The sequence below is a fragment of the Candidatus Brevundimonas colombiensis genome, from assembly GCA_029202665.1.
GTDB classification, from domain to species: Bacteria; Pseudomonadota; Alphaproteobacteria; order Caulobacterales; family Caulobacteraceae; genus Brevundimonas; species Brevundimonas colombiensis.
Genome location: CP119326.1, coordinates 2,949,905 through 2,969,129, shown reverse-complemented (window position 1 = coordinate 2,969,129; position 19,225 = coordinate 2,949,905). Strand labels below are relative to the sequence as shown.

Below are 19,225 nucleotides of genomic sequence, written 5' to 3'. Positions count from 1 at the left end.
GCGGACCGTTAGGCCTCGCCCTCCAGGCGATAGCCGACGCCGCGCACATTGGTCAGCAGGCCGGCGGCGTCTGCATTTTCCAGCTTGCGACGCAGGTGGCTGACATGGCTGTCGATGGTGCGGTCCAGAACCGCCTGATTGTCGAAACAGGCCTGCATGATCTCGCTGCGGCTGAAGACGCGCAGGGGAGTGCGAGCCATGTGGGCAAGGATGCGGAACTCGGTCAAGGTCAGATCCAGCCGTCGTCGCGCCCCCCCGCTCATCACCGCCGCCATATAGTTCTCAAGCTGGACTTCCAGCGGCCCGACGCGCAGCACCTTGGCGTTGCGGCCGCCGGTCGTGCGGCGCAGGATGGATTGAACGCGGGCCGTTACCTCGACCGGATCGGTCAGTCGCTCCAGATGGTCGTCGGCGCCGATGCGCAGCGCCTGCAGCCGATGATGCGGCTGATCCGCCGCCCCGATCATGACCACCGGGATGTCGCCGCGCCGCCGCAACTCGCCCAATACATCCCAGCCGTCCCGACCGGGTAAGGCGACGGCCAGCAGCACGAGGTCGGGTCGCAGGCTCGCGTGCAGGTCCAGAGCCTGTTCCCCGTCGTCGGCGACAACCGTGCGCAGGCCGTCGCGACGCAGGGCCGCGTCCAGCCTCTCGACGCTTTCGCGGTCGTCATCGGCGATCAGGATCAAGCTGCTCATGGCGCCTCCGGTCGCCGCCATGACCGGCGCCGGCGCCGAAATCCAGCGAAACCGGACGCACCCGGACAAGTTTCATCGCGTCGTCGCAAAGTCTTCACGAAGACGAAGAAAAACCCCCTCCCGCCAGAGCGGAAGGGGGCCAGTAGTCGTTCGGGAGGAACGCTTAGTAGGAGGCGCGCAGTTCGATGCCGAAGGTGCGCGGATTGTTGAAGTTGCCGTAGTCGCCCAAGGTGCTGCGGTTCGAGGGGTCACGACGATAGACGTAGGTTTCGTCCAGCAGGTTGCGCGACCACAGAGCCACTTCCAGCAGCGGACCGCCGTCACGGGTGGTGATGTCGGCGATCGCGACGCGGGCGTTCACCACGAAGGACGAGTCGTTCTTGATAGCGAACTGCTCGAAGCTGTGGTTGGCGTCGGCGTAGTTGGCGTCGACGTGGGCCTTCAAGGTCGCGCCCATGAACGGCGAGTTCCAGTCGGCGGCGACGCTGGCGGCGTTTTCAGGCGTATAGGCGATGAAGACCTGTTGGCTGATGCCGTTAAACGGGTTGATGGTGTCGGGCACCTTGGCGTCCGTGTAGGCATAGGACGCCGACAGGGTCAGGTTGTCGGTGGCCCGGAACTGACCTTCCAACTCCACACCGCGAATTTTGGTGGTGCCGGGAGCGTTGATCGTCTCGAGCGTATTGCGAGTAGAGGCGCCGATCACAGTGACCAGGCTGAAGTCGATCTGGCTGTCCGTACGGTCCATCGCATACACGGCGGCGTTCAGGCGGACGCGGCGGTCGAACAGGTCGCTCTTCAGACCCAGTTCGTAAGCCTTGACCTCTTCCGGATTGAACGAGCGGTACGTCAGCGAGCGCGAGGAGGCGCCGCCGGCGCGGTAGCCGGTCGAGTATTTGCCGTAGACGTTGATGCTGTCGGTCACGTCGTAGGCCAGGGTGATCAGCGGGTCGAAGCGATCGACCTTGGAGCGGAAGGTCAGGTCGGTCGCGGCGTTGTTCACGACCTCAAGCTTGCCGTCCTTTTCGTCCCAGGTGTAGCGGCCGCCGACGGTCAGATGCAGAGCATCCATGCTGGCCGGGGTCCAGGTCGCCTGACCATAGACGGCCTTCGATTCCGAATGGGCCGTTGAGGCGCGGTCCAGCGAGCGGGAGCCGCGGATGGTCGGGGTCGGGTCCAGGATGGTGTAGCCGGTGCCGTCCGAGTTCCACTGGTTCGTCGAGGGGGTCGCTGCGTCGTCGGACACCGTTTCCTTGAAGTAGAAGACGCCGCCGACGTAGTCGATGCTGTCGCCCAGCGAACCGACCGCCTGCAATTCCTGGCTGAACTGGTGCTGCCAGAAGCCGGCCAGCGAATAGCGGCTGAACTTGCCGTTCGGACCCGTCACGGGCGGGCGGTGGGCGCCGGCGATGTTGTCGTACTGTTCGACGTCCAGGTCGCGATAGGCCGTGATCGAACGGATTTCCAGCGCATCGGTCGGACGATAGGACAGGTGAAGATCGACGCCGCGCGTGTCGTCGACGCTCCACTGTTGCGGCACGCCGATGTCGGCCTGCGTCATACGCTTGGAGCCTTCGACCTGAACCAGCGGCGACAGGGCGCGGATGTTGTCTTTGGCTACGGAAGTCGAAGTGAACGGCACCACGGGCAGGCCGTTCGGGTTGAAGTTCAGCAGTTGGCTGTAGAACGGAGTGTTCTTATCCTTGCCGATGTCGGCGGCCAGGTCTGCGGTGAAGTTTTCGCTGGGCGTCCAGCGCGTCTGGAAGCGCAGGCCGCGACGGTCGTATTGGCCGAAGCCCGTCTCGCCCGGCAGGATGTTCTCGGTGACCGGACCTTGAACCTGCAGCACGCCGTCGACCTTGAAGGCGAAGTCGCCCAGGGCCGGGAAGTCGACGTGCAGTTCGGTGTTGTAGGATTCCAGATTGCCGACGCCGGCGATGGCGCGCATGCCGAAGACGCCCGTGGGCTTCTTGGTGACCAGCGACAGGGCGCCGCCTTCGGTGTTGCGGCCGAACAGGGTGCCTTGGGGACCCTTCAGCACTTCGACGCGTTCGATGTCGAGAAGCGCAGAGGCCAGGCCGTGTTGGCGGGCCAGATAGACGCCGTCGACATAGACGCCGACGCCCTGCTCACGAGCGGGCTGGTTGGCATCGTTCGGCACGATGCCCCGGATGCCGATCGTCAGGGCGGACTGACGAGCCTCGAAGGTGGCGACGCGCAGCGACGGCACGGCGCCGTCGGCCAGATCCATCAGGCTCTGGACGTGGCGGTTCTGAAGCGCTTCGGAGTTCATCACCGAGATGGAGATCGGCGTGTCCTGAAGATTGGTCTCGCGCTTGGTGGCAGTCACGACGATGTCGTCGAGGCCCACCGGCGCATTGGCGACGGGCGTCGAAGCGGTCGGCGCAGGCGCGGTTTGGGCGAGGGCGGAAACGGGTGCGGCGAGAAGCGCGGTCCCCAGCATCAGCTGGAGCCGCAGTTTGTTTTGACTGTGCATTTTTATCCCCTGCTTGGTCGTGCCGGGGATTACGCTGCCTTTGCGATATGCAGTTCACAGCCGCGCGACACTGAGATGCAGGTTTGATGTCCGGCGCGGAGATAGATCGCCTGAAAAAATCCTGTCAAACTCCAACATATCTCCACAATTTGCCCGAGTGAGGCCGGCCCCCAGATACGTAACCGGTGTTACGCCGTTGCTATCGTGTCGCGGATGAAGCCGCCGCCCAGCACCCGGTCCGCATCGGCGGGATCATAGAGGGCGCAGGCCTGACCCGGAGCGACGCCTTCTTCGCCCTGATCGAACACGACTGAAATCGCGCCATCGATCAGCGTCAGCCGCGCGGGCGAGGGTTGGCGCGTGGAGCGGACGCGGGCCAACACGGGGGCGCCGGCCCCAGCGGCCTCGCGGATCGTCGCCTCGTCGCCCAGCCAATTGGTTTCTTCCAGGGTCAAGGACGCGGTCAGCAGGGCTTCGCGCGGGCCGACCACGACGCGGCGGGTTTCGGGCTCGAGTTTTGTCACGAACAGTGGTTCGCCCACGGCGACGTTCAGACCTCGACGTTGGCCGATGGTGTAGTCGGTGATGCCGGAGTGCCGGCCCAGCACGCGGCCGTCCATATGAACGATCTCACCGGCTTCGCGCCCTTGCGGCCGCAGACGGTCGATCAGGGTGCGGTAGTCGCCGGAAGGCACGAAACAGATGTCCTGACTGTCCGGCTTGGCGGCGATCTTCAGCCCCAGCTCGGCGGCGACGCCGCGCACCTGGGGCTTCTCCAGATCGGCCAGGGGGAAGCGCAGGTAGTCGAGCTGGTCCTGGGTGGTCGCGAACAGGAAATAGGACTGGTCCCGTGAATGATCGATCGCCTTGCGCATCTGCGAACGGTTGCCGGCGACGGCGCGGCGGACGTAGTGGCCCGTCGCCATGGCTTCGGCGCCCAGATCGCGAGCGACATCCAGAAGGTCGCGGAACTTGACCGTCTGATTGCAGCGGATGCAGGGGACCGGCGTCTGGCCCTTCAGATAGGAGTCGGCGAACTGGTCGATCACCGCGTCCTTGAACCGGCTTTCGTAATCCAGAACATAATGAGGGATGCCGATCATGTCGGCGGCCAGGCGCGCGTCATGAATGTCCTGGCCCGCGCAGCAGGCGCCCTTTTTCTTCAAGGCCGCGCCATGATCGTAAAGCTGAAGGGTGACGCCGACCACATCATAGCCGGCCTTGTGCAGCAGGGCCGCGACGACGGTGGAATCCACGCCGCCCGACATGGCCGCCACCACCCGCGAACCGACCGGCAGGCCCACCGCCGCCCGTGCGCTTTCGACCGCCGCATCCATGTCGGTGCGGACGATGTCGGGAACGGGGCAGAGGTCTTCGACCAGGGTCATTGCGGCCATTTAGTGCGGAACCGGCGCGATTTCGAGGCCCGCAAACGAAAAGGGCCGCACCCGTCGCCGGATGCGGCCCCCAACGTCTTCGGGGAAACCCTCAGGAGCGGTAGCTTTGAATCCGCGTCGTGCGCAGACCCTGCATGCCCCATTTGTCGATCGCCTTCTGCCAGGCCAGAAACTCTTCCGCCGTCAGGCGATACTTCGCCAGGGCGTCGTCGAGGCTGAGCAGACCGCCGCGAACGGCGGCGACGACCTCGGCCTTGCGGCGGATCACCCACCGGTCCGTATTGGACGGCGGCAGGTCGTTCAGGGTCAGGGGCGTGCCAGTCGGTCCGACCACGTATTGTTCGCCTTTGCTATTAAGGCGTCGCTCTTGCAACATGGGCTTATGCCTCTTTCACCAACACCGTAGTGTCATGACGATAGGGCGGCCCGACTAAGGTCCGTTTAAGTGTCGTGGTGAAGAAACGGATAAAATCCATCCCTCCCCGAACGACTCCGTAAACCTTGCTTTCGCGACGATTCATCAAAACTAACGCTTACTTACTCGCCGATCAGCGTTTGATGTTGATCAGCTCAGAGAGCATTTCATCGGCCGTGGTGATGATTTTGGACGAGGCGGAATAGGCCCTCTGGGTGGTGATCAGGCCGGTGAACTCCGCCGACAGATCGACGGTGGAGGACTCCAGCTGCTGGGCCGCGATCGAGCCCGCGCCGCCTGTCCCAGCCGCCTTCAGATTGAAGGTTCCTGACTGCAGGCTGACGGCATAGGCGTTGCCCGACACCTCCTTCAGGCTGTCGGGGCTGGGGAAGGTGGCGACCGCGACCTGGGCGATGCGACGCATCACGCCGTTGTCGAAGACGGCGGTGACGAAGCCGCTCTCGTCGATGGTGATCTTGCTCAGATTGCCGAAGGCGGTGCCGTTGGTGACGGTCGACTGCACCACCGAGGCGGTGTTCAGCTGGCTGAGGCCGCCGGCCGAGGTGTTAAGGTCCAGGGTCACGGTCTGGTCGGCGATGCCCAGACCATCGGCCCACTTGATCTTGCCGTTGTCGCTCGCATCGTTCGGATCGATCGTATTGGTCGGGTCCGACTTCAGGAAGGACAGGGTGGCGTTCTCGGGATCGTCGAACAGGCCCTTGCCCGCGGGCCAGGCCTTCATCGTCTCCATATCCAGCCGGCCAGAGGGGGTGAAGGCGATCAGGCCGGTCTTGATCTGACCGTTGGAGTAGGGGGCGCCGGTGACTACATCGCTCGCCGGCACGGCCACGACCTCGGCGTACCACTGGTTCGGCTGTTCGCTCTTGAGGAAGCGGATTTCCAGATTGCGCTGACCGCCCTTGGAGTCCGAAACCGGGATGTTCATCTTGAAATCCGGCTTCACGCCGGAAGGATTGTCGTCGTCGGCGTCATACATCGCCATCGAGTTGACGGACGGATCGTATTTGGTCTTGGCGACGCCGTTGGTGGTCAGACCCAGATCGGACAGGTTCAGCGTAAAGGGCGTGCCCGCCGTCCCCGCGCTGGTCGGGGTTATGGTCATCTGTGTGGCGGTGCTGGTCGCCGTGCCGTTTGCGCTGTTCGCATCGTCGGGGGTGAAGGCGGTCAGGGCGCCGCTGGCGTCATAGGTGGCCACGCCGGTGATCTTGGTGATGCCTGTCTTTATGGTGACAGCGTAGTTGTTGGCGTCGATGCGCGAATAGCCCACCGTGACATCGTGCTTGGCCGGGGTGGAGGCGGTGTCCTCCACGCTCTTGTACGACTGGGCCCCCGCCGCGCTGGACACACTCTGGCTCGAACGCAGGTTGGCGTTGATCTGGACGCGCGTCGTGGGTTCCGCCGTGCCGCCGACTGAGCCGATGTTGATCGAACGCAGACGCGACAGATCGGACGGATCGGTCGCGATGTCGCCGTTGGAGTCCACGGGCCAGCCCTGCAGATAGAGGCCGGCGCTGTTCTTCAGATAGCCCAGCTTGTCGACGCGGAAGGCGCCCGCGCGGGTGAACAGGCGGGCGTCGGTCGCCGACACGCCTTCGGGCTGAGTGGTCGTGACGAAGAACCCCTGGCCGCTGACGGCCAGATCGGTGCTCTCGCTCGTCCGTTGAAGCTGGCCTTCCTGGCTGACGAAGGACCGGGTGTTGGCCGCGACGCCGCCGGCGGAATAGCCGCCGCCGGAGCGGGTCTGGCTGTTGACCAGGGTCTGGAACTCGCCAGCCGTGCGCTTGTAGCCGACGGTGTTGACGTTGGCGATGTTCTGGGAAATGGCCGCCAGAGCGGCGGAGTTGGCGGCGAGACCGGACACGCCGGCCAGCATGGCGCTGTTGAGGCTCATGGGAGAACGCTCCTTACAAGGAAATCATCGGGAAGGCGGCGGAACGCATCATGCGGCCGCCTCCTCGGTGGAGACGTTCGGATTCTCCGTATCGTCATTATTGGCTTGAGAGGTGATCTCGTTCAGCGAGATCACGGTCGAGAGCGGCAGGATCGACTTTCCGATCACCAGATACGGCGCGCCGTTGTACATTTCGACGCCGGTCACGCGGCCCTGGATCAGGGCCTGGCTGTCGATCGCGGCCCCGGAGGAATCCGTCGCGGCGACCTTCAGCGTATAGACGCCGCCGGCGTCCACCGTACTGCCGTCCTTCATCTTGCCGTCCCAGGTGAAGGTGTGCAGCCCGGACGACTTGTCGGGTGCGGACCCTTGCCAGACGACGGCGCCCTTGCTGTCGATGACCTGCAGCGTGGCCTTGTCGGCGTCCTTGCCCAATTCGTAAGCCCAGGTCGCCTTGCCGTCGTTGAACTCGGTCGCCGTCCAGGCGGCGGTGACCTGCTTGCCGATGTAGTTGGAGGCGTTGTCCAGTCCCCCGGCCGACTGCGCCTTCAGCAGGCTGGTCAGAAGGTCGTTGGTCAGCAGTTGCTGCTCCACGCCGGCCATCTGGGTCAGCTGCGAGGTGAACTGGTTGGAATCCAGCGGCTTCAGCGGGTCCTGGTTCTTCATCTGCGTGGTCAGCAGGGTCAGGAAGGTCTCGAAGTTCGAGGCCATGGCGCCCGCGCCCTTGGTGATGCGGCTGGTCGCGGTGTTGGTGGAGACGGCGTCGACCATGGGGTCAGACCTTCAGATCGACGCGCTCTGGCGTCAGGGAGTGGTTGGTCCAGACGCCGGGCGCCGGGATGACAGTCGTGTCGGCCTGGGCGGCCAGACGGTCGCCGCCGGCGAACAGGGCGTTGCGTTGCTGCTGACGGTCGAAGCCGCCGCCGCCGGCCGACGGGTCGCGCTGCGAGAATTCCAGTGCGTCGCCAGCCAGTTGAAAGCCGGCGTCCTGAAGCTGTCGACGCAGCTCGTCGGCGCGGCCGCGCAGGTCGGCGGCCGCGGCGGGATTGTCGAAGGCCAGGCGCGCGGACAACTGGCCGTCCTTTCCGATTTCCAGGCTGACATCGACGCGGCCCAGATCTTCGGGCGTCAGCACCATGTCAAACCGGGTGGATCGGCCATCCAGTCTGCGCGCGATCTGGGCCGCGAGATGGGCGGTGGTCTCCACCGTCGCGTGCGACAGGGTGGACAGGGGCGAACTGCGATCGGCGGCGGCCGAGGATTGCGCGCGCGGCGCATCCCCGGCGGCGACGGTCGGGGTGGAGCCTTCGGCGTCGACTGTCTGTGCGACCTCGGCAGGCGTCGATTCATTGGAGGCGGCCTTGGCGTCGACGGCGGATTGGGATTGCGAAGTCCCGGCGTTCGCCTGGGCCAGGGTCTTGATCTCGACGCTTGTTGAACCTGGCGTCGGTGACGCCTCGACGAGTGCGGGCTCGGCGCGTTGCGCGCCTTCGTGGCGTCCGGGGCGAAGCGACGTCGGGGCGTCCCCTTTGGATGTGGCGGCTGCCGTGTCCTCGGACTGGGCGTCCGTCTTGACGTCGCCGACCAGGACCGCGACGGCCACGGCGGCGTCCGACGTCAGAACGGCAGGCCGGGGCGCAACCGTCGTCACCGCCACCTGGACCTGGGCCGTGGGAACCTGCGCGTCCGCCGCCATCTTGGCGGCGGTCTTGGCCGCTTCTCCGGCGCTTCCCGAGGCCTGGCCGCTCCCGGCAGGGTCAAGGCCGGGCGATCCGGCAGAGGTGGAAAGCGTCGCAGAAGCCTTCAACGCGACGGCTTGCATCATTTCCGTCGCCGCTGGCGCGTCGTGTTGTGGATCGAGGGCGTGCGTGGCGGCGGCGTCGCCAGACAATGGCCGAGACTGTGGGGCGCCGGCGTCGGCGGTTGCATCGGCTTGCGCCCCTGACGATCCAGCGACGGTCGGCGTCGATTGAACCACGACGGGCAGCGCCTGCACGGAGGCGGCGTTCTGCGCCGTCCTGTCGGAAGCCTCGGTCGCTTCGGTCGAGGGCTCGGCCTCCGACTGATCTTTGTCGGTCGCGGCGGGCAAGGGCTTTAGAACGCCCGATCCGTCACGTTTTCCCGGGGTTCCGATCGACGCCGGATCGTCGGCTCTCGGAGCCGTATCGGCCACGGGTCTGACCGACTTGGCCAGCGTCCTGGAAAACAGGTCACGGTCTGCCTGTCGCGCATAGGACGCAGCCGTCGACGTCCCGGTCGAAACCGGCGCGACGGGCGCGAGCAGGGCGGAGGCGGTCGACATGGTCGAGGGGCGGCTTTCGAAAGCGGAGACGTCGGCGCCTGCTGCGCCCATGGGTTCTGTTCACTCCAACGCAAGCGGCGGGCCAAACAAATAAGCCAGCAAAAACAATCGGAAAAGGTCTCGCCCGTCGTGGCGCATCGGCGGCCGCGGTCGATTATTGCCGCGCTATCGCCACTTTTTGCCCGGCTCGCACAATCGACCGGCGGGGTGAGGCGAGGGGCCGCGCGAAACTGGCCCGACCTTTGCGCCCCTGTTGGGTCATGACGGATGCCCAATCCACGATCTTGTTGAAAAACAACGCTCTGTTTAAGCGGCGTCCGGGCGCGGCTGGGCAAGAACTGCGTGCGGCCGTGCAGGGCTTGCCGGGTAGTGCGGAGGAGATGCGTCCATGTCTCTGAACTCGATCATGAACATCGCGACCTCGGGCATGAAGACCGCCCAGTCGCAGTTGCGCGTCACCGCCGACAATATGGCGAACGTCGACACCCCCGGCTATGTCCGCAAGGTCGCGGATCAAACGTCGATCGTCAGCAACGGATACGGCTCGGGCGTGGACGTCACGCGCGTTCGCCTGGCGACCGACCGTTTTCTCCAGGCGGCGGGGTTGAGCGCGGGCGCCGACGCGGCGCGCCAGAGCGTCCGCTCTGATCTGTATGGCCAGATCCAGAGCCAGTTCGGCGATCCCAGCAGCGATACCAACTTCTTCGCCCAGGTCGACAAGCTGTTCGCCAGCTACGCCACCCTGGCCGAAACCCCGACATCGTCAGCAGGGCGTCAGGACACGATCTACAAGACCCAGTCGATGTTCAACCAGGCGGCCGACATCGCCGCCAAGATCCAGTCGACGCGGCAGGAGGCGGACGCTCGTCTGCAAAGCGCGATCGAGACGGTCAATCCGCTGCTGGAACAGATCGACAAGCTGAACAAGACCATCGCCTCAGGGACCGTCATCGGTCAGGACGTGACCGGCGCCCAGAACGCACAACTCGGCCTGATCAATGAACTGTCCAAATATCTGGACGTGAAGGTCGAGCCACGGTCGAACGGCGGCGTGACCCTGCGCACCAATGCGGGCACGACTCTGGTCGGCGAAGGTCATGCGACCGTGTCCTACCAGGCGGCTGGCACGGTGGATGCGACCACGGCCTTTTCCGACATCATGATCACCGAACCCAGCGGCACGCGCTGGCCGCTGCTGGACGGAGTGACGTCGGGCCAGATCCGCGGCTTGGTCGAGATGCGCGACGTCGACGCCCCGGCCGCCGCGGCGCGCCTGGGTGAACTGACGGCCAAACTGGCCGATGAACTGAACCGGGCCCACAACGCCAACAGCAGCGTGCCCGCACCGACCACCCTGACCGGCCGCAACACCGGCCAGTCTCTGCAGACCGCCCTGACCGGCTTTGCGGGAACGACCACGATTACGGCGGTCAACTCCGCCGGCGTGGTCCAGGCCTCGGCCCAGATCGTCTTTTCCGGCGCCACGATGACGATCAACGGCGTCGCCGCCGATCCCTCCACCTTCCTGGACGTGCTGAACGCCCAGATGGGCGGGACGGTCACGGCCAGCTTCGCCGAAGGGAGGCTGCAACTGGATGGCGCGGGCGGAAACGGGGTGGCCATCGCCGACGATGCGACGACGCCCAGCAACAAGGGTGGACGCGGCTTTTCCCACTGGTTCGGGCTGAACGACCTGGTGTCGACCACCACCCCGACCTTCTATGAGACCGGCCTGACCCTGTCCTCGCAGCACGGCTTCGATGCGGGCGAGACCGTGACCTTCCGGTTCGCGGGCGAATCCGGCGCACGCCAGCGCGACATCACCGTATCCGTCCCGGCCGGAACCGGCACGATGAGCGAACTGCTCGGCGCCTTGAACGATCCCATCACCGGCGTCGGCCGTTACGGCGCCTTCAGCCTGGATGCGGCGGGCAAGCTGGCCTTCAAGGCGTATGATCCCGCCGCCACGACGATGAGCGTCGTCAAGGACGGGACGACGCAAGACCCATCCGGCGTTTCCATGTCGCAACTGTTCGGCCTGGGCGCCACGGGCGCGACGCGAGCCGGCGCCTACAGTGTCCGCAGCGACATCCAGCAGGACCCCGGAAAGCTGGCGCTGGCGCAGTTGAACCTGTCGGCGACATCGGGGACGTCTGCGCTGAGCAAGAGCGACGGACGCGGCGGCCTGGTCCTGGGCGATGCGGGAAAACGGAATGTCGCGTTCGGCGCGGCAGGCGGGTCTTCCGCGGCGACCAAGACCCTGTCGGCCTATGCGGCCGACTTCGCCGGCGATATCGGCGGCAAGGCCTCGGCCGCCAAGACGCGCAGCGAGACCGCCGCCGCCTTGTCGAAGGAGGCGCAAGGCCGCCGCACCTCGGCCGAGGCGGTCAACATGGACGAGGAACTGGTCAATATGACCACTTTCCAGCAAGCCTATAACGCCTCGGCCCGCCTGATCCAGGCGAGCAAGGACATGTACGACGTCCTGATCGGAATCCTGCGATGAACCGCGTCTCAACCAACGGAAGCTTTCAGTCGGCCCTGCTCAGCCTGATGACCGCGCAAAGCCGGGCCCAGCAGGCGCAGGAGCGGATCGACAGCGAGAAGATCGCCACCGACATGGCCGGCTATGGTCGCGGCGCCGAACAACTGACCAGCCTGACCTCGACCCAGGCGCGGCTTGAAGGGTTCATCAACACCGGAAAGACCGTCGCGGCGCGTTTGAGCGCGCAGGATCTGGCCCTGACCCGCATCTATGAAGGCGGAACGGCCGCGCGCGAGGCCATCGCCACCGGCCTAGCGGCGGGCAATATCACCAATCTGATGACCGAACTGGGTCTGCAGTATCAGACTGTTCAGGGCGGGCTGAACGCCGAACACCAAGGATCGTATCTGTTCGCGGGCGGGCAGGGGAATGTCGCCCCTGCAACGGCCGCGACCATGGCCGATCTGGCTGCGGCGCCTTCGACCGCCTCGACCTTCGCCAACGACACGTTGAAGCAGAAGTCGCGCATCGATGAAAAAACCACCGTCGAGACCGGCTTTCTGGCCAGCGAGATCGGGGGCCCGCTGACCCAGGTGTTCCGCAATATTCAGGCCTTCCAGAACGGGACGCCCGTGACGGTCAATGGCGTGACCTATACGCCGACCGCCGCCGGAACCCTGACCGGCCAGCCCAGTACCGATGTCGCCGCCTTCCTGAAGGCGCAACTGGCTGAGTTGGACAAAGCCAACGTCGGTCTGACAGACCAGACGGCTAAGAACGGATTGATGCAGAACCATGTCGATGCCGCGCTGGACTCCCAGCAGAGCCAGAAGACGGTCCTGAAAAAGATGATGCAGGATAAGTCAGGGTACGACTCGGCGCAGGCCATCACCGACCTGAGACAGGCCCAGGTGGCGATCGAGGCCTCGGCCCAGGTGATCAACACCCTGAAGAATACGTCGCTGCTCAACCTGCTGCGCTGATCTGACTGATTTCAAAAAGAAACGGCTACGCTGGACTTGATGTGATCTGAGAACATATCATGAACCATGGCGCGTCTCGATCTTCGTCGAAAACTGGCGGTTCTGTCTGATGCGGCGAAATATGACGCCTCATGCTCGTCGTCCGGCACCGCCAAGCGGAACTCGGTCGGCGGCAAGGGGATCGGTTCGACCGAAGGCATGGGAATCTGTCACGCCTATACCCCGGACGGGCGGTGCATCAGCCTGCTGAAAATCCTGCTGACCAACTTCTGCATCTACGACTGCGCCTATTGCATCAATCGCGCATCGTCGAACGTGGAGCGGGCGCGGTTCGACGTGGACGAAGTGGTCGATCTGACGCTGAATTTCTACAAGCGGAACTATATCGAAGGCCTGTTCCTGTCGTCGGGGGTCATACGCAACAGCGACTATACTATGGAACAACTGGTCCTGGTGGCCAAGACCTTGCGCGAAGTCCACGATTTCCGGGGCTACATCCACCTGAAACTGATCCCGGAGGCCGACCCGCGTCTGGTCGAGATGGCGGGCCTTTATGCGGACCGGCTGTCGGCCAATATCGAACTGCCGCGCGACGAGGCGCTGGCCCGGTTGGCGCCGCAAAAAGACGTGGGGGTCATAAAGAAGGCGATGGGGCAGGTGCGTCTGGGCGTCGAGGCGGCCAAGCCCAGCAAGCGCGACAAGATCAAGCCGCCCAAATTCGCCCCGGGCGGCCAGAGCACCCAGTTGATCATCGGCGCGGACGGGGCGCCCGATACGGAAATCCTGGATCGCAGCGCCTCGCTCTATGGCGGTTACGGCCTGCGCCGGGTCTATTATTCCGCCTTCAGCCCCATCCCCGATTCCAGCGCGATCCTGCCGTTGTCCAGGCCCCCGCTGATGCGTGAGCATCGCTTGTATCAGGCCGACTGGCTGATGCGATTCTACGGCTTTTCGGCCCCTGAGATCGGGGAAGGGGCGACGGGGGGCATGCTTGACCTGGCCGTCGATCCCAAACTGGCCTGGGCATTGAACAAGCGCGACCAGTTCCCCGTCGATGTGAACCGCGCTCCGCGCGAGATGCTGTTGCGCGTGCCGGGGTTGGGGGTGAAGGCGGTGGACCGGATCGTGTCGGTCAGACGCTATCGGACGCTGCGGCTGGAGGACATCGGGCGGCTGACGCGCTCGGTGGCCAAGGTTCGTCCCTTCATCACGGCACTGGACTGGACGCCGGGGGCCTTGACGGACGCCGCCGATCTGAAGGCGAGCGTGACGACGCGGACGCCCGAACAACTGAGCCTGTTCTGATGCCCGTGGCGACCCTGGATGGCGAAACGGACTTCGACGGCTGGCGCAAGGCCGCGCGGGCCCTTCGCCTTGCGGGGGTCGAGCCGGCGGCGGCGCGATTCATGGTGGCGGGAGGAGCATCATCTGCTCAGGGCGGCTTGTTCGACATGGCCCCATCCCCTCAATCCTGTAAAAGCGCGGATGAGCGGAGCGGGAAGGAGTTTTCCGTGCCCGCCGCTTTCGTCGAACTGGCGCAGAACATTATCCTGCACCGCTCCGAGGATCGGTTCGATCTGATGTATCGGCTGCTCTGGCGGCTGCGGGATGAGCCGGATTTGATCCGCGTGATCTCCGACCGCGATGTGGCCGATGCGATGGAGCGGGCCAAGAACGTCAGCCGCGCCTCGCATAAGATGAAGGCCTTCGTGCGCTTTCGTCAGGTTCATGATGATCGGGGCGAGGCCTGGGCGGCCTGGTTCGAGCCGCCGCACCGGGTGTTGGAGAAGACCGCACCCTTTTTTCAGCGACGGTTCACCACCATGCGCTGGTCGATCCTGACGCCGGACGGCTCGGCCGTCTGGGATGGCGAACGCTTGCGGTTCGGTCCGCCCGCGACGCGCGACATGGCGCCGGCCGAGGACGAGATCGAAGACTTCTGGAAGACCTATTACGCCTCGACCTTCAATCCGGCTCGGCTGAAGGTAAAGACGATGCAGGGGGAAATGGCCAAGACCTATTGGAAGAACCTGCCGGAGGCCGCGCTGATCCCGGAACTGGTCGCCGCCTCTTCGGTTCGAACCGACGCCATGGTCGCCACGCCCGCCCCGTCGCCCAATGCGCGTTTCGCCCGCGCCCTGGCGCCCGATCTGCACGCCGCGCGGCCGGACGCAGAGGCGGTTCCCGACACTCTGCCCGAGGTGGAAGAAGGGGTTCAGGCCTGCCGGCGCTGTCCGCTGCATCGCGATGCGACGCAAGGGGTCTGCGGGGAGGGCCCCAAATCGGCGCGTCTGATGATAGTCGGTGAACAGCCGGGGGATCAGGAGGATCTGGCGGGCCGCCCCTTCGTCGGACCGGCGGGCGAGGTGCTGGACATCGCTCTGGAAGAAGCCGGGATCGACCGATCCGACGTCTATGTCACCAACGCCGTCAAACACTTCAAGCACGAACCGCGCGGCAAGCGCCGTCTGCACAAGACCCCCAACGCCGGCGAGGTCCAGGCCTGCCGCTGGTGGCTGGACGCCGAGCGGCGACTGATCAAGCCGAAGGTCATTCTGGCGCTGGGGGCTACGGCCGGGCTTGCGGTCTTGGGACGAAAGCCGGCGGTGATGAGCGAACGCGGCGCGCCCCTGGCGTTGCCGGACGGCGCAATCGCCATGCTGACGGTGCACCCGTCCTATCTGCTTCGCCTGCCCGATGCGGCGGCGAAGGCTCAGGCGCGCCGGCTGTTCATCGACGATCTGGTCGCCGTCCGCGCGCGTATGGATTGAAGCAAGAGAACGAATCCCGTTCGACCGCGTTTCACGCCAGCGTCGCCGTTCGGCGAAACGATGCTCGGGAGGCGGTCGCGACACGGTTTAATGACAATTGTCCGCGCGAATGTCATCGGGCGTTGACATCGGATGCAGCCTTGACCATTAGCGCGGCAGGGATTGCTGTCCGACGTGTCGGCCAAGGGATGATTTCGATGTCCGACCCGTCGTTCGAGGTCCGATGAACCAGGCGCAGTACGAGATTGTGGAGGCGGAAGGCGCGGCGCGACTGCGTCTGACCGGCGACTGGACCACGACTGCGCTCGGCCGCTTGCCGACCGAGCTGAGCCGTGACCTTGAAGGGCGCGAGATCGCCAGCATCGACACCTCCGATCTGGGTCGGTTCGACACCGCCGGCGCCTTGGCGCTGGTTCAGGCGTCCAGCGGCCGTCTGTCAAAGAGTCAGTGGAAGGACCGCCCCGAAGCCGGCCGCATCTATCACATGGTCGAGCTGCTGGAGCGCAAGACCGCTCCTGCTCCGAAACGCCCCAGCGCCTTTGTGCGAACCTTCGCCAAGATCGGTCGCGGGGTCTATGACTTCGGCGGCGAGGCTATGCTGTCGCTGTCGTTCCTGGGTCGGTTGATGGCCGCCGTGGTCGATTCCTTGCGGCGCCCGGGCGGCATCCGTTGGCCCGCCTGGGTCAGCCAGGCCGAGCGCGCCGGTCTGGACGCCATTCCCATCGTCATGATCACCAACTTCTTTATCGGGGCGGTGGTCGCCTTCATCGGCGTCGACCTGCTGACCGACTTCGGCGCCCAGGTCTTTGCGGTGCAGTTGATCGGCGTGGCCATGTTTCGCGAGTTCGCGGTGGTGATCGCTTCGGTCCTTCTGGCCGGCCGATCCTCATCCGCCTTCGCGGCCGAGATCGGCTCCATGCGGATGAACCAGGAGGTCGACGCCATGCAGGTGATGGGCGTCAATCCGTTCCAGGCTCTGGTCGTGCCCCGCGTCGCGGCCCTGGTGCTGATGCTGCCGCTGTTGACCTTCATGGGCATGATCGGCGGCCTTCTGGGCGGTCTGGTTGTGTGCTGGAGCTCGCTGAACCTCGGGCCTTCCTTTTTCTTCCAGCGTCTGGTCGAAGACGGCAGCATGGCCCAGCACATGATGGTGGGTCTGGTGAAGGCGCCGGTTTTCGCCCTGGTCATCGCCGCCATCGGCTGTCGCCAGGGAATGTCAGTGGCCGGTGATGTGGAAAGCTTGGGTCGGCGGGTGACGGCGGCGGTGGTTCAGGCCATTTTCGCCATCATCCTGCTGGACGCCGTGTTCGCCCTGATCTTCCTGGAGCTGAACATATGACCGCGCCGACGGCCGCCAGGTCTGATTCGGAAAATCTGATCGAGGTGCGCGGCCTGCTGAGCCGGTTCGGCGAGCGCACGATCCATGAGAATCTGGACATCGACCTGAAACGCGGCGAGGTCATGGGCGTCGTCGGCGGGTCCGGGGCCGGCAAGACGGTGCTGTTGAACACCATCATCGGCCTGAAGGAGCCCGAGGGCGGATCGGTCAAGGTGCTGGGCTATGACCGGGCGACGCTGACCGACGCGCAGGCCGCTGACATCGAACGCCGAACCGGCATCCTGTTCCAGCAGGGCGCGCTGTTCTCGTCATTGAGCGTGCTGGAGAACGTCGCCTCGCCCCTGGTCGAACACACCAAACTGCCCAAGTCGGTGATCTACGAACTGGCCGAGCTGAAGATCGCCATGGTCGGCCTGAAGCCCGAGCATCATTATCTGAAACCGGCCGAGCTGTCGGGCGGCATGAAGAAGCGCGCCGGCCTGGCCCGCGCCCTGGCGCTGGATCCGGAACTGGTGTTTCTCGACGAGCCGACGGCGGGTCTGGACCCCATCGGCGCCGCGGCCTTCGATGATCTGATCCGTCAGTTAGCGGACGATCTGGGCCTGTCGGTGTTCATGATCACCCACGATCTCGATACCCTTTACGCCATCTGCGACAAGGTCGCGGTCCTGGCGGACAAGCGGGTGGTCGAAAAGGCCACGGTGCAGGAGTTGGAGCACTCCGATCACCCGTGGATCAAAGAATATTTCCTGGGGCCGCGCGGTCGCGCCGCCACCAAGACCGCGGCCTGAGGAGAGCCGAGCATGGAACGAGACGCACATTACGCCGCCGTCGGGATCGCCACCGTCTGCCTTCTGGCGGCGTTGGCGGTGTTCACCATCTGGCTGGCCCGGCTACAGTTCAACCGCGATTACGACCTCTATGACATCGTTTTCTACGGGCCGGTGAACGGCCTGTCGGAAGGCGGCGAGGTGCATTTCAACGGCATTCGCGTCGGGGAAGTCACCGATCTGCACATCGACACCAAACGGGGCGATCAAGTCATCGCGCGCGTCCGCGTCGACGGCACCACCCCGGTCCGCGTGACATCGCGCGCCCAGTTGGAGCCGCAGGGGATCACGGGGCTGAACTACATCCAGATCACGGCCGGTTCGCCGAACAGCGCCCTGCTTCGGGATCAATACCCCGATCATGTCGTGCCGGTGCTGCAAAGCCAGCCGTCGCCCATCGCCGAACTGCTCAGCGGATCGGGCACCGTGCTGGCGCAGACGGTGGACGCCTTGAACCGCATCAACCGTGTCATGTCCGACGACAATATCCGCAGCTTCTCGACCAGCGTGAAGAACGTCGAGGCGCTGACGACCGAGCTTGAGGCCCGCAAGGCCATCTTCCAGCAGCTCGAAGAGGCGGTGACCAACGCCAACGCCGCCGTGAAGGAATATCAGGGCCTGGCCGTCGATACGCGTCAGATCATCAATACCGACGGCCGCCAGGCCATCGCCAACATCAATGCGGCCACGGCGGAGGCGCGCACGGCCATTGCCTCGGCCAACCGCTCGATCACCGGCCTGGAGCGGCCGGTCGACGACTTCGCGAAGTCCAGCCTGCCGCAGCTGACCGGCACGATCGAGGAGCTGCAGGAGGCGACCCGGTCGCTGCAGTCCCTGATCGATCAGGTCCGCGCCAGCCCGCGCGACTTCATCGGGCGTCCCCAATCCAAAGAGCTGGAGGTTCAGCCGTGATCAACCGTTCCGTCGTTCGTTCCGGCCTCCGCCTGGCGGCGGGCGCAGCCGTCCTGGCCGCGCTGGGCGGATGCGCGCTGCTGTCCACGCCGGATCCGGTGCAGAACTATCGCTTCGGCCTGCCGATGGAGGCGCCGTCCGCCATTGGCGACGCCCCCGCGCCCCTGACCGTCTCCATCCGCCGGATCGAGTTTCCTCAAGCGGCCGGCGATGATCGCATCCTGGGCGTGACGGGACTGGAGACGGCCTATATCGGCGGCGCGCGCTGGGTTTCGCCGGCCTCGACCCTGTTCGACGACAGCCTGAAGGCCGCCTTCGCCAATCGCGCAGACCGTATCCGCGTGCTGGGTCGGCGCGAGCCGGGCACGCCGCCGCTGGTGCTGCAGGTCACGGTGACGACGTTCGAGGCGCGTTACGCCGCGCCGGGCGCAACGCCGGAGGTCGTGGTCACGGCTCGCGCTCAACTGCGGTCCACGCCCGAGCGTCAGGCGGGCGGCGCGGCCATCCGGCCGGAGGAGGGGCGGTCTGTCGAGCGCGTCTTCGCCGTCACCCAGCCGGCCAGCGAGAACCGCGTCTCGGCCATCGTCGCCGCCTTCGACACCGCCACGCGCGACATCAACACCCAGATCGCGGACTGGACCATCCAGGCGGGGCGCTGAGGCGGGCCAGTTTCAGTAGGGCAGG

At 65.4% G+C, this 19,225-nt stretch carries 15 protein-coding genes; 8 read left to right on the top strand and 7 right to left on the bottom strand.

What is annotated here, in order from left to right; genetic code table 11:
• Nucleotides 1-8 precede the first annotated feature (8 nt).
• From P0Y50_14545 to P0Y50_14515, 7 genes are all read right to left on the bottom strand, one after another.
• Nucleotides 9-698 carry a response regulator gene (locus tag P0Y50_14545; protein WEK39733.1) on the bottom strand — a complete coding sequence of 230 codons (690 nt, stop codon included), beginning with the start codon at nt 696-698 and terminating at the stop codon, nt 9-11.
• 163 nt (nt 699-861) lie between these two features.
• Nucleotides 862-3,195 (bottom strand): TonB-dependent receptor, encoded by a 2,334-nt coding sequence (locus P0Y50_14540; GenBank protein ID WEK39732.1) that lies wholly within the window; start codon nt 3,193-3,195, stop codon nt 862-864.
• Nucleotides 3,196-3,383: 188 nt separating this feature from the next.
• Nucleotides 3,384-4,592, bottom strand: coding sequence for a tRNA 2-thiouridine(34) synthase MnmA (gene mnmA / locus P0Y50_14535; protein WEK39731.1), 1,209 nt, complete (start codon nt 4,590-4,592; stop codon nt 3,384-3,386).
• Nucleotides 4,593-4,683: 91 nt separating this feature from the next.
• The gene (locus P0Y50_14530) at nt 4,684-4,968 is read right to left on the bottom strand and encodes a DUF1153 domain-containing protein (GenBank protein ID WEK39730.1); all 285 of its coding nucleotides are present in this window, start codon (nt 4,966-4,968) and stop codon (nt 4,684-4,686) included.
• A 172-nt stretch (nt 4,969-5,140) separates the two neighbouring features.
• On the bottom strand, nt 5,141-6,919 hold the full coding sequence (gene flgE, locus P0Y50_14525) for a flagellar hook protein FlgE (protein ID WEK39729.1): 1,779 nt from the start codon (nt 6,917-6,919) through the stop codon (nt 5,141-5,143).
• Between the two features lie 48 nt (nt 6,920-6,967).
• Complete coding sequence (locus P0Y50_14520; GenBank protein WEK39728.1) at nt 6,968-7,690, bottom strand: flagellar hook capping FlgD N-terminal domain-containing protein; 723 nt, start codon at nt 7,688-7,690, stop codon at nt 6,968-6,970.
• Between the two features lie 4 nt (nt 7,691-7,694).
• The gene (locus P0Y50_14515; GenBank protein WEK39727.1) at nt 7,695-9,272 is read right to left on the bottom strand and encodes a flagellar hook-length control protein FliK; all 1,578 of its coding nucleotides are present in this window, start codon (nt 9,270-9,272) and stop codon (nt 7,695-7,697) included.
• Between the two features lie 337 nt (nt 9,273-9,609).
• Here P0Y50_14515 and flgK point away from each other — a divergent pair, with 337 nt between their 5' ends.
• The 8 genes from flgK to P0Y50_14475 all read left to right on the top strand — a co-directional run bounded on the left by flgK (nt 9,610) and on the right by P0Y50_14475 (nt 19,200).
• Nucleotides 9,610-11,727: a flagellar hook-associated protein FlgK gene (gene flgK, locus P0Y50_14510; GenBank protein WEK39726.1), complete on the top strand. Its 2,118-nt coding sequence runs from the start codon at nt 9,610-9,612 to the stop codon at nt 11,725-11,727.
• Nucleotides 11,724-12,689 carry a flagellin gene (locus P0Y50_14505; GenBank protein ID WEK39725.1) on the top strand — a complete coding sequence of 322 codons (966 nt, stop codon included), beginning with the start codon at nt 11,724-11,726 and terminating at the stop codon, nt 12,687-12,689. Before flgK ends, P0Y50_14505 begins: the two co-directional genes overlap by 4 nt.
• 66 nt (nt 12,690-12,755) lie before the next feature.
• Complete coding sequence (locus P0Y50_14500; protein WEK39724.1) at nt 12,756-13,994, top strand: putative DNA modification/repair radical SAM protein; 1,239 nt, start codon at nt 12,756-12,758, stop codon at nt 13,992-13,994.
• Entirely contained in the window at nt 13,994-15,460 is a 1,467-nt protein-coding gene (locus P0Y50_14495; GenBank protein ID WEK39723.1) for a UdgX family uracil-DNA binding protein, read from the top strand. The genes P0Y50_14500 and P0Y50_14495 overlap by 1 nt, the downstream gene beginning before the upstream one ends.
• 223 nt (nt 15,461-15,683) lie before the next feature.
• Nucleotides 15,684-16,799 (top strand): ABC transporter permease, encoded by a 1,116-nt coding sequence (locus P0Y50_14490; protein ID WEK39722.1) that lies wholly within the window; start codon nt 15,684-15,686, stop codon nt 16,797-16,799.
• The gene (locus P0Y50_14485; protein ID WEK39721.1) at nt 16,796-17,590 is read left to right on the top strand and encodes an ABC transporter ATP-binding protein; all 795 of its coding nucleotides are present in this window, start codon (nt 16,796-16,798) and stop codon (nt 17,588-17,590) included. Before P0Y50_14490 ends, P0Y50_14485 begins: the two co-directional genes overlap by 4 nt.
• Before the next feature lie 12 nt (nt 17,591-17,602).
• Nucleotides 17,603-18,541, top strand: coding sequence for an MlaD family protein (locus P0Y50_14480; GenBank protein ID WEK39720.1), 939 nt, complete (start codon nt 17,603-17,605; stop codon nt 18,539-18,541).
• Nucleotides 18,538-19,200 carry an ABC-type transport auxiliary lipoprotein family protein gene (locus P0Y50_14475; protein WEK39719.1) on the top strand — a complete coding sequence of 221 codons (663 nt, stop codon included), beginning with the start codon at nt 18,538-18,540 and terminating at the stop codon, nt 19,198-19,200. Before P0Y50_14480 ends, P0Y50_14475 begins: the two co-directional genes overlap by 4 nt.
• Nucleotides 19,201-19,225: the final 25 nt, after the last annotated feature.

Coding starts and splice junctions, on each gene's coding strand:
- P0Y50_14545 (WEK39733.1), bottom strand. CDS start 698: ATGAGCAGCTTGATCCTGATCGCCGATGACGACCGCGAAAGCGTCGAG.
- P0Y50_14540 (WEK39732.1), bottom strand. CDS start 3,195: ATGCACAGTCAAAACAAACTGCGGCTCCAGCTGATGCTGGGGACCGCG.
- mnmA (WEK39731.1), bottom strand. CDS start 4,592: ATGGCCGCAATGACCCTGGTCGAAGACCTCTGCCCCGTTCCCGACATC.
- P0Y50_14530 (WEK39730.1), bottom strand. CDS start 4,968: ATGTTGCAAGAGCGACGCCTTAATAGCAAAGGCGAACAATACGTGGTC.
- flgE (WEK39729.1), bottom strand. CDS start 6,919: ATGAGCCTCAACAGCGCCATGCTGGCCGGCGTGTCCGGTCTCGCCGCC.
- P0Y50_14520 (WEK39728.1), bottom strand. CDS start 7,690: ATGGTCGACGCCGTCTCCACCAACACCGCGACCAGCCGCATCACCAAG.
- P0Y50_14515 (WEK39727.1), bottom strand. CDS start 9,272: ATGGGCGCAGCAGGCGCCGACGTCTCCGCTTTCGAAAGCCGCCCCTCG.
- flgK (WEK39726.1), top strand. CDS start 9,610: ATGTCTCTGAACTCGATCATGAACATCGCGACCTCGGGCATGAAGACC.
- P0Y50_14505 (WEK39725.1), top strand. CDS start 11,724: ATGAACCGCGTCTCAACCAACGGAAGCTTTCAGTCGGCCCTGCTCAGC.
- P0Y50_14500 (WEK39724.1), top strand. CDS start 12,756: ATGGCGCGTCTCGATCTTCGTCGAAAACTGGCGGTTCTGTCTGATGCG.
- P0Y50_14495 (WEK39723.1), top strand. CDS start 13,994: ATGCCCGTGGCGACCCTGGATGGCGAAACGGACTTCGACGGCTGGCGC.
- P0Y50_14490 (WEK39722.1), top strand. CDS start 15,684: ATGAACCAGGCGCAGTACGAGATTGTGGAGGCGGAAGGCGCGGCGCGA.
- P0Y50_14485 (WEK39721.1), top strand. CDS start 16,796: ATGACCGCGCCGACGGCCGCCAGGTCTGATTCGGAAAATCTGATCGAG.
- P0Y50_14480 (WEK39720.1), top strand. CDS start 17,603: ATGGAACGAGACGCACATTACGCCGCCGTCGGGATCGCCACCGTCTGC.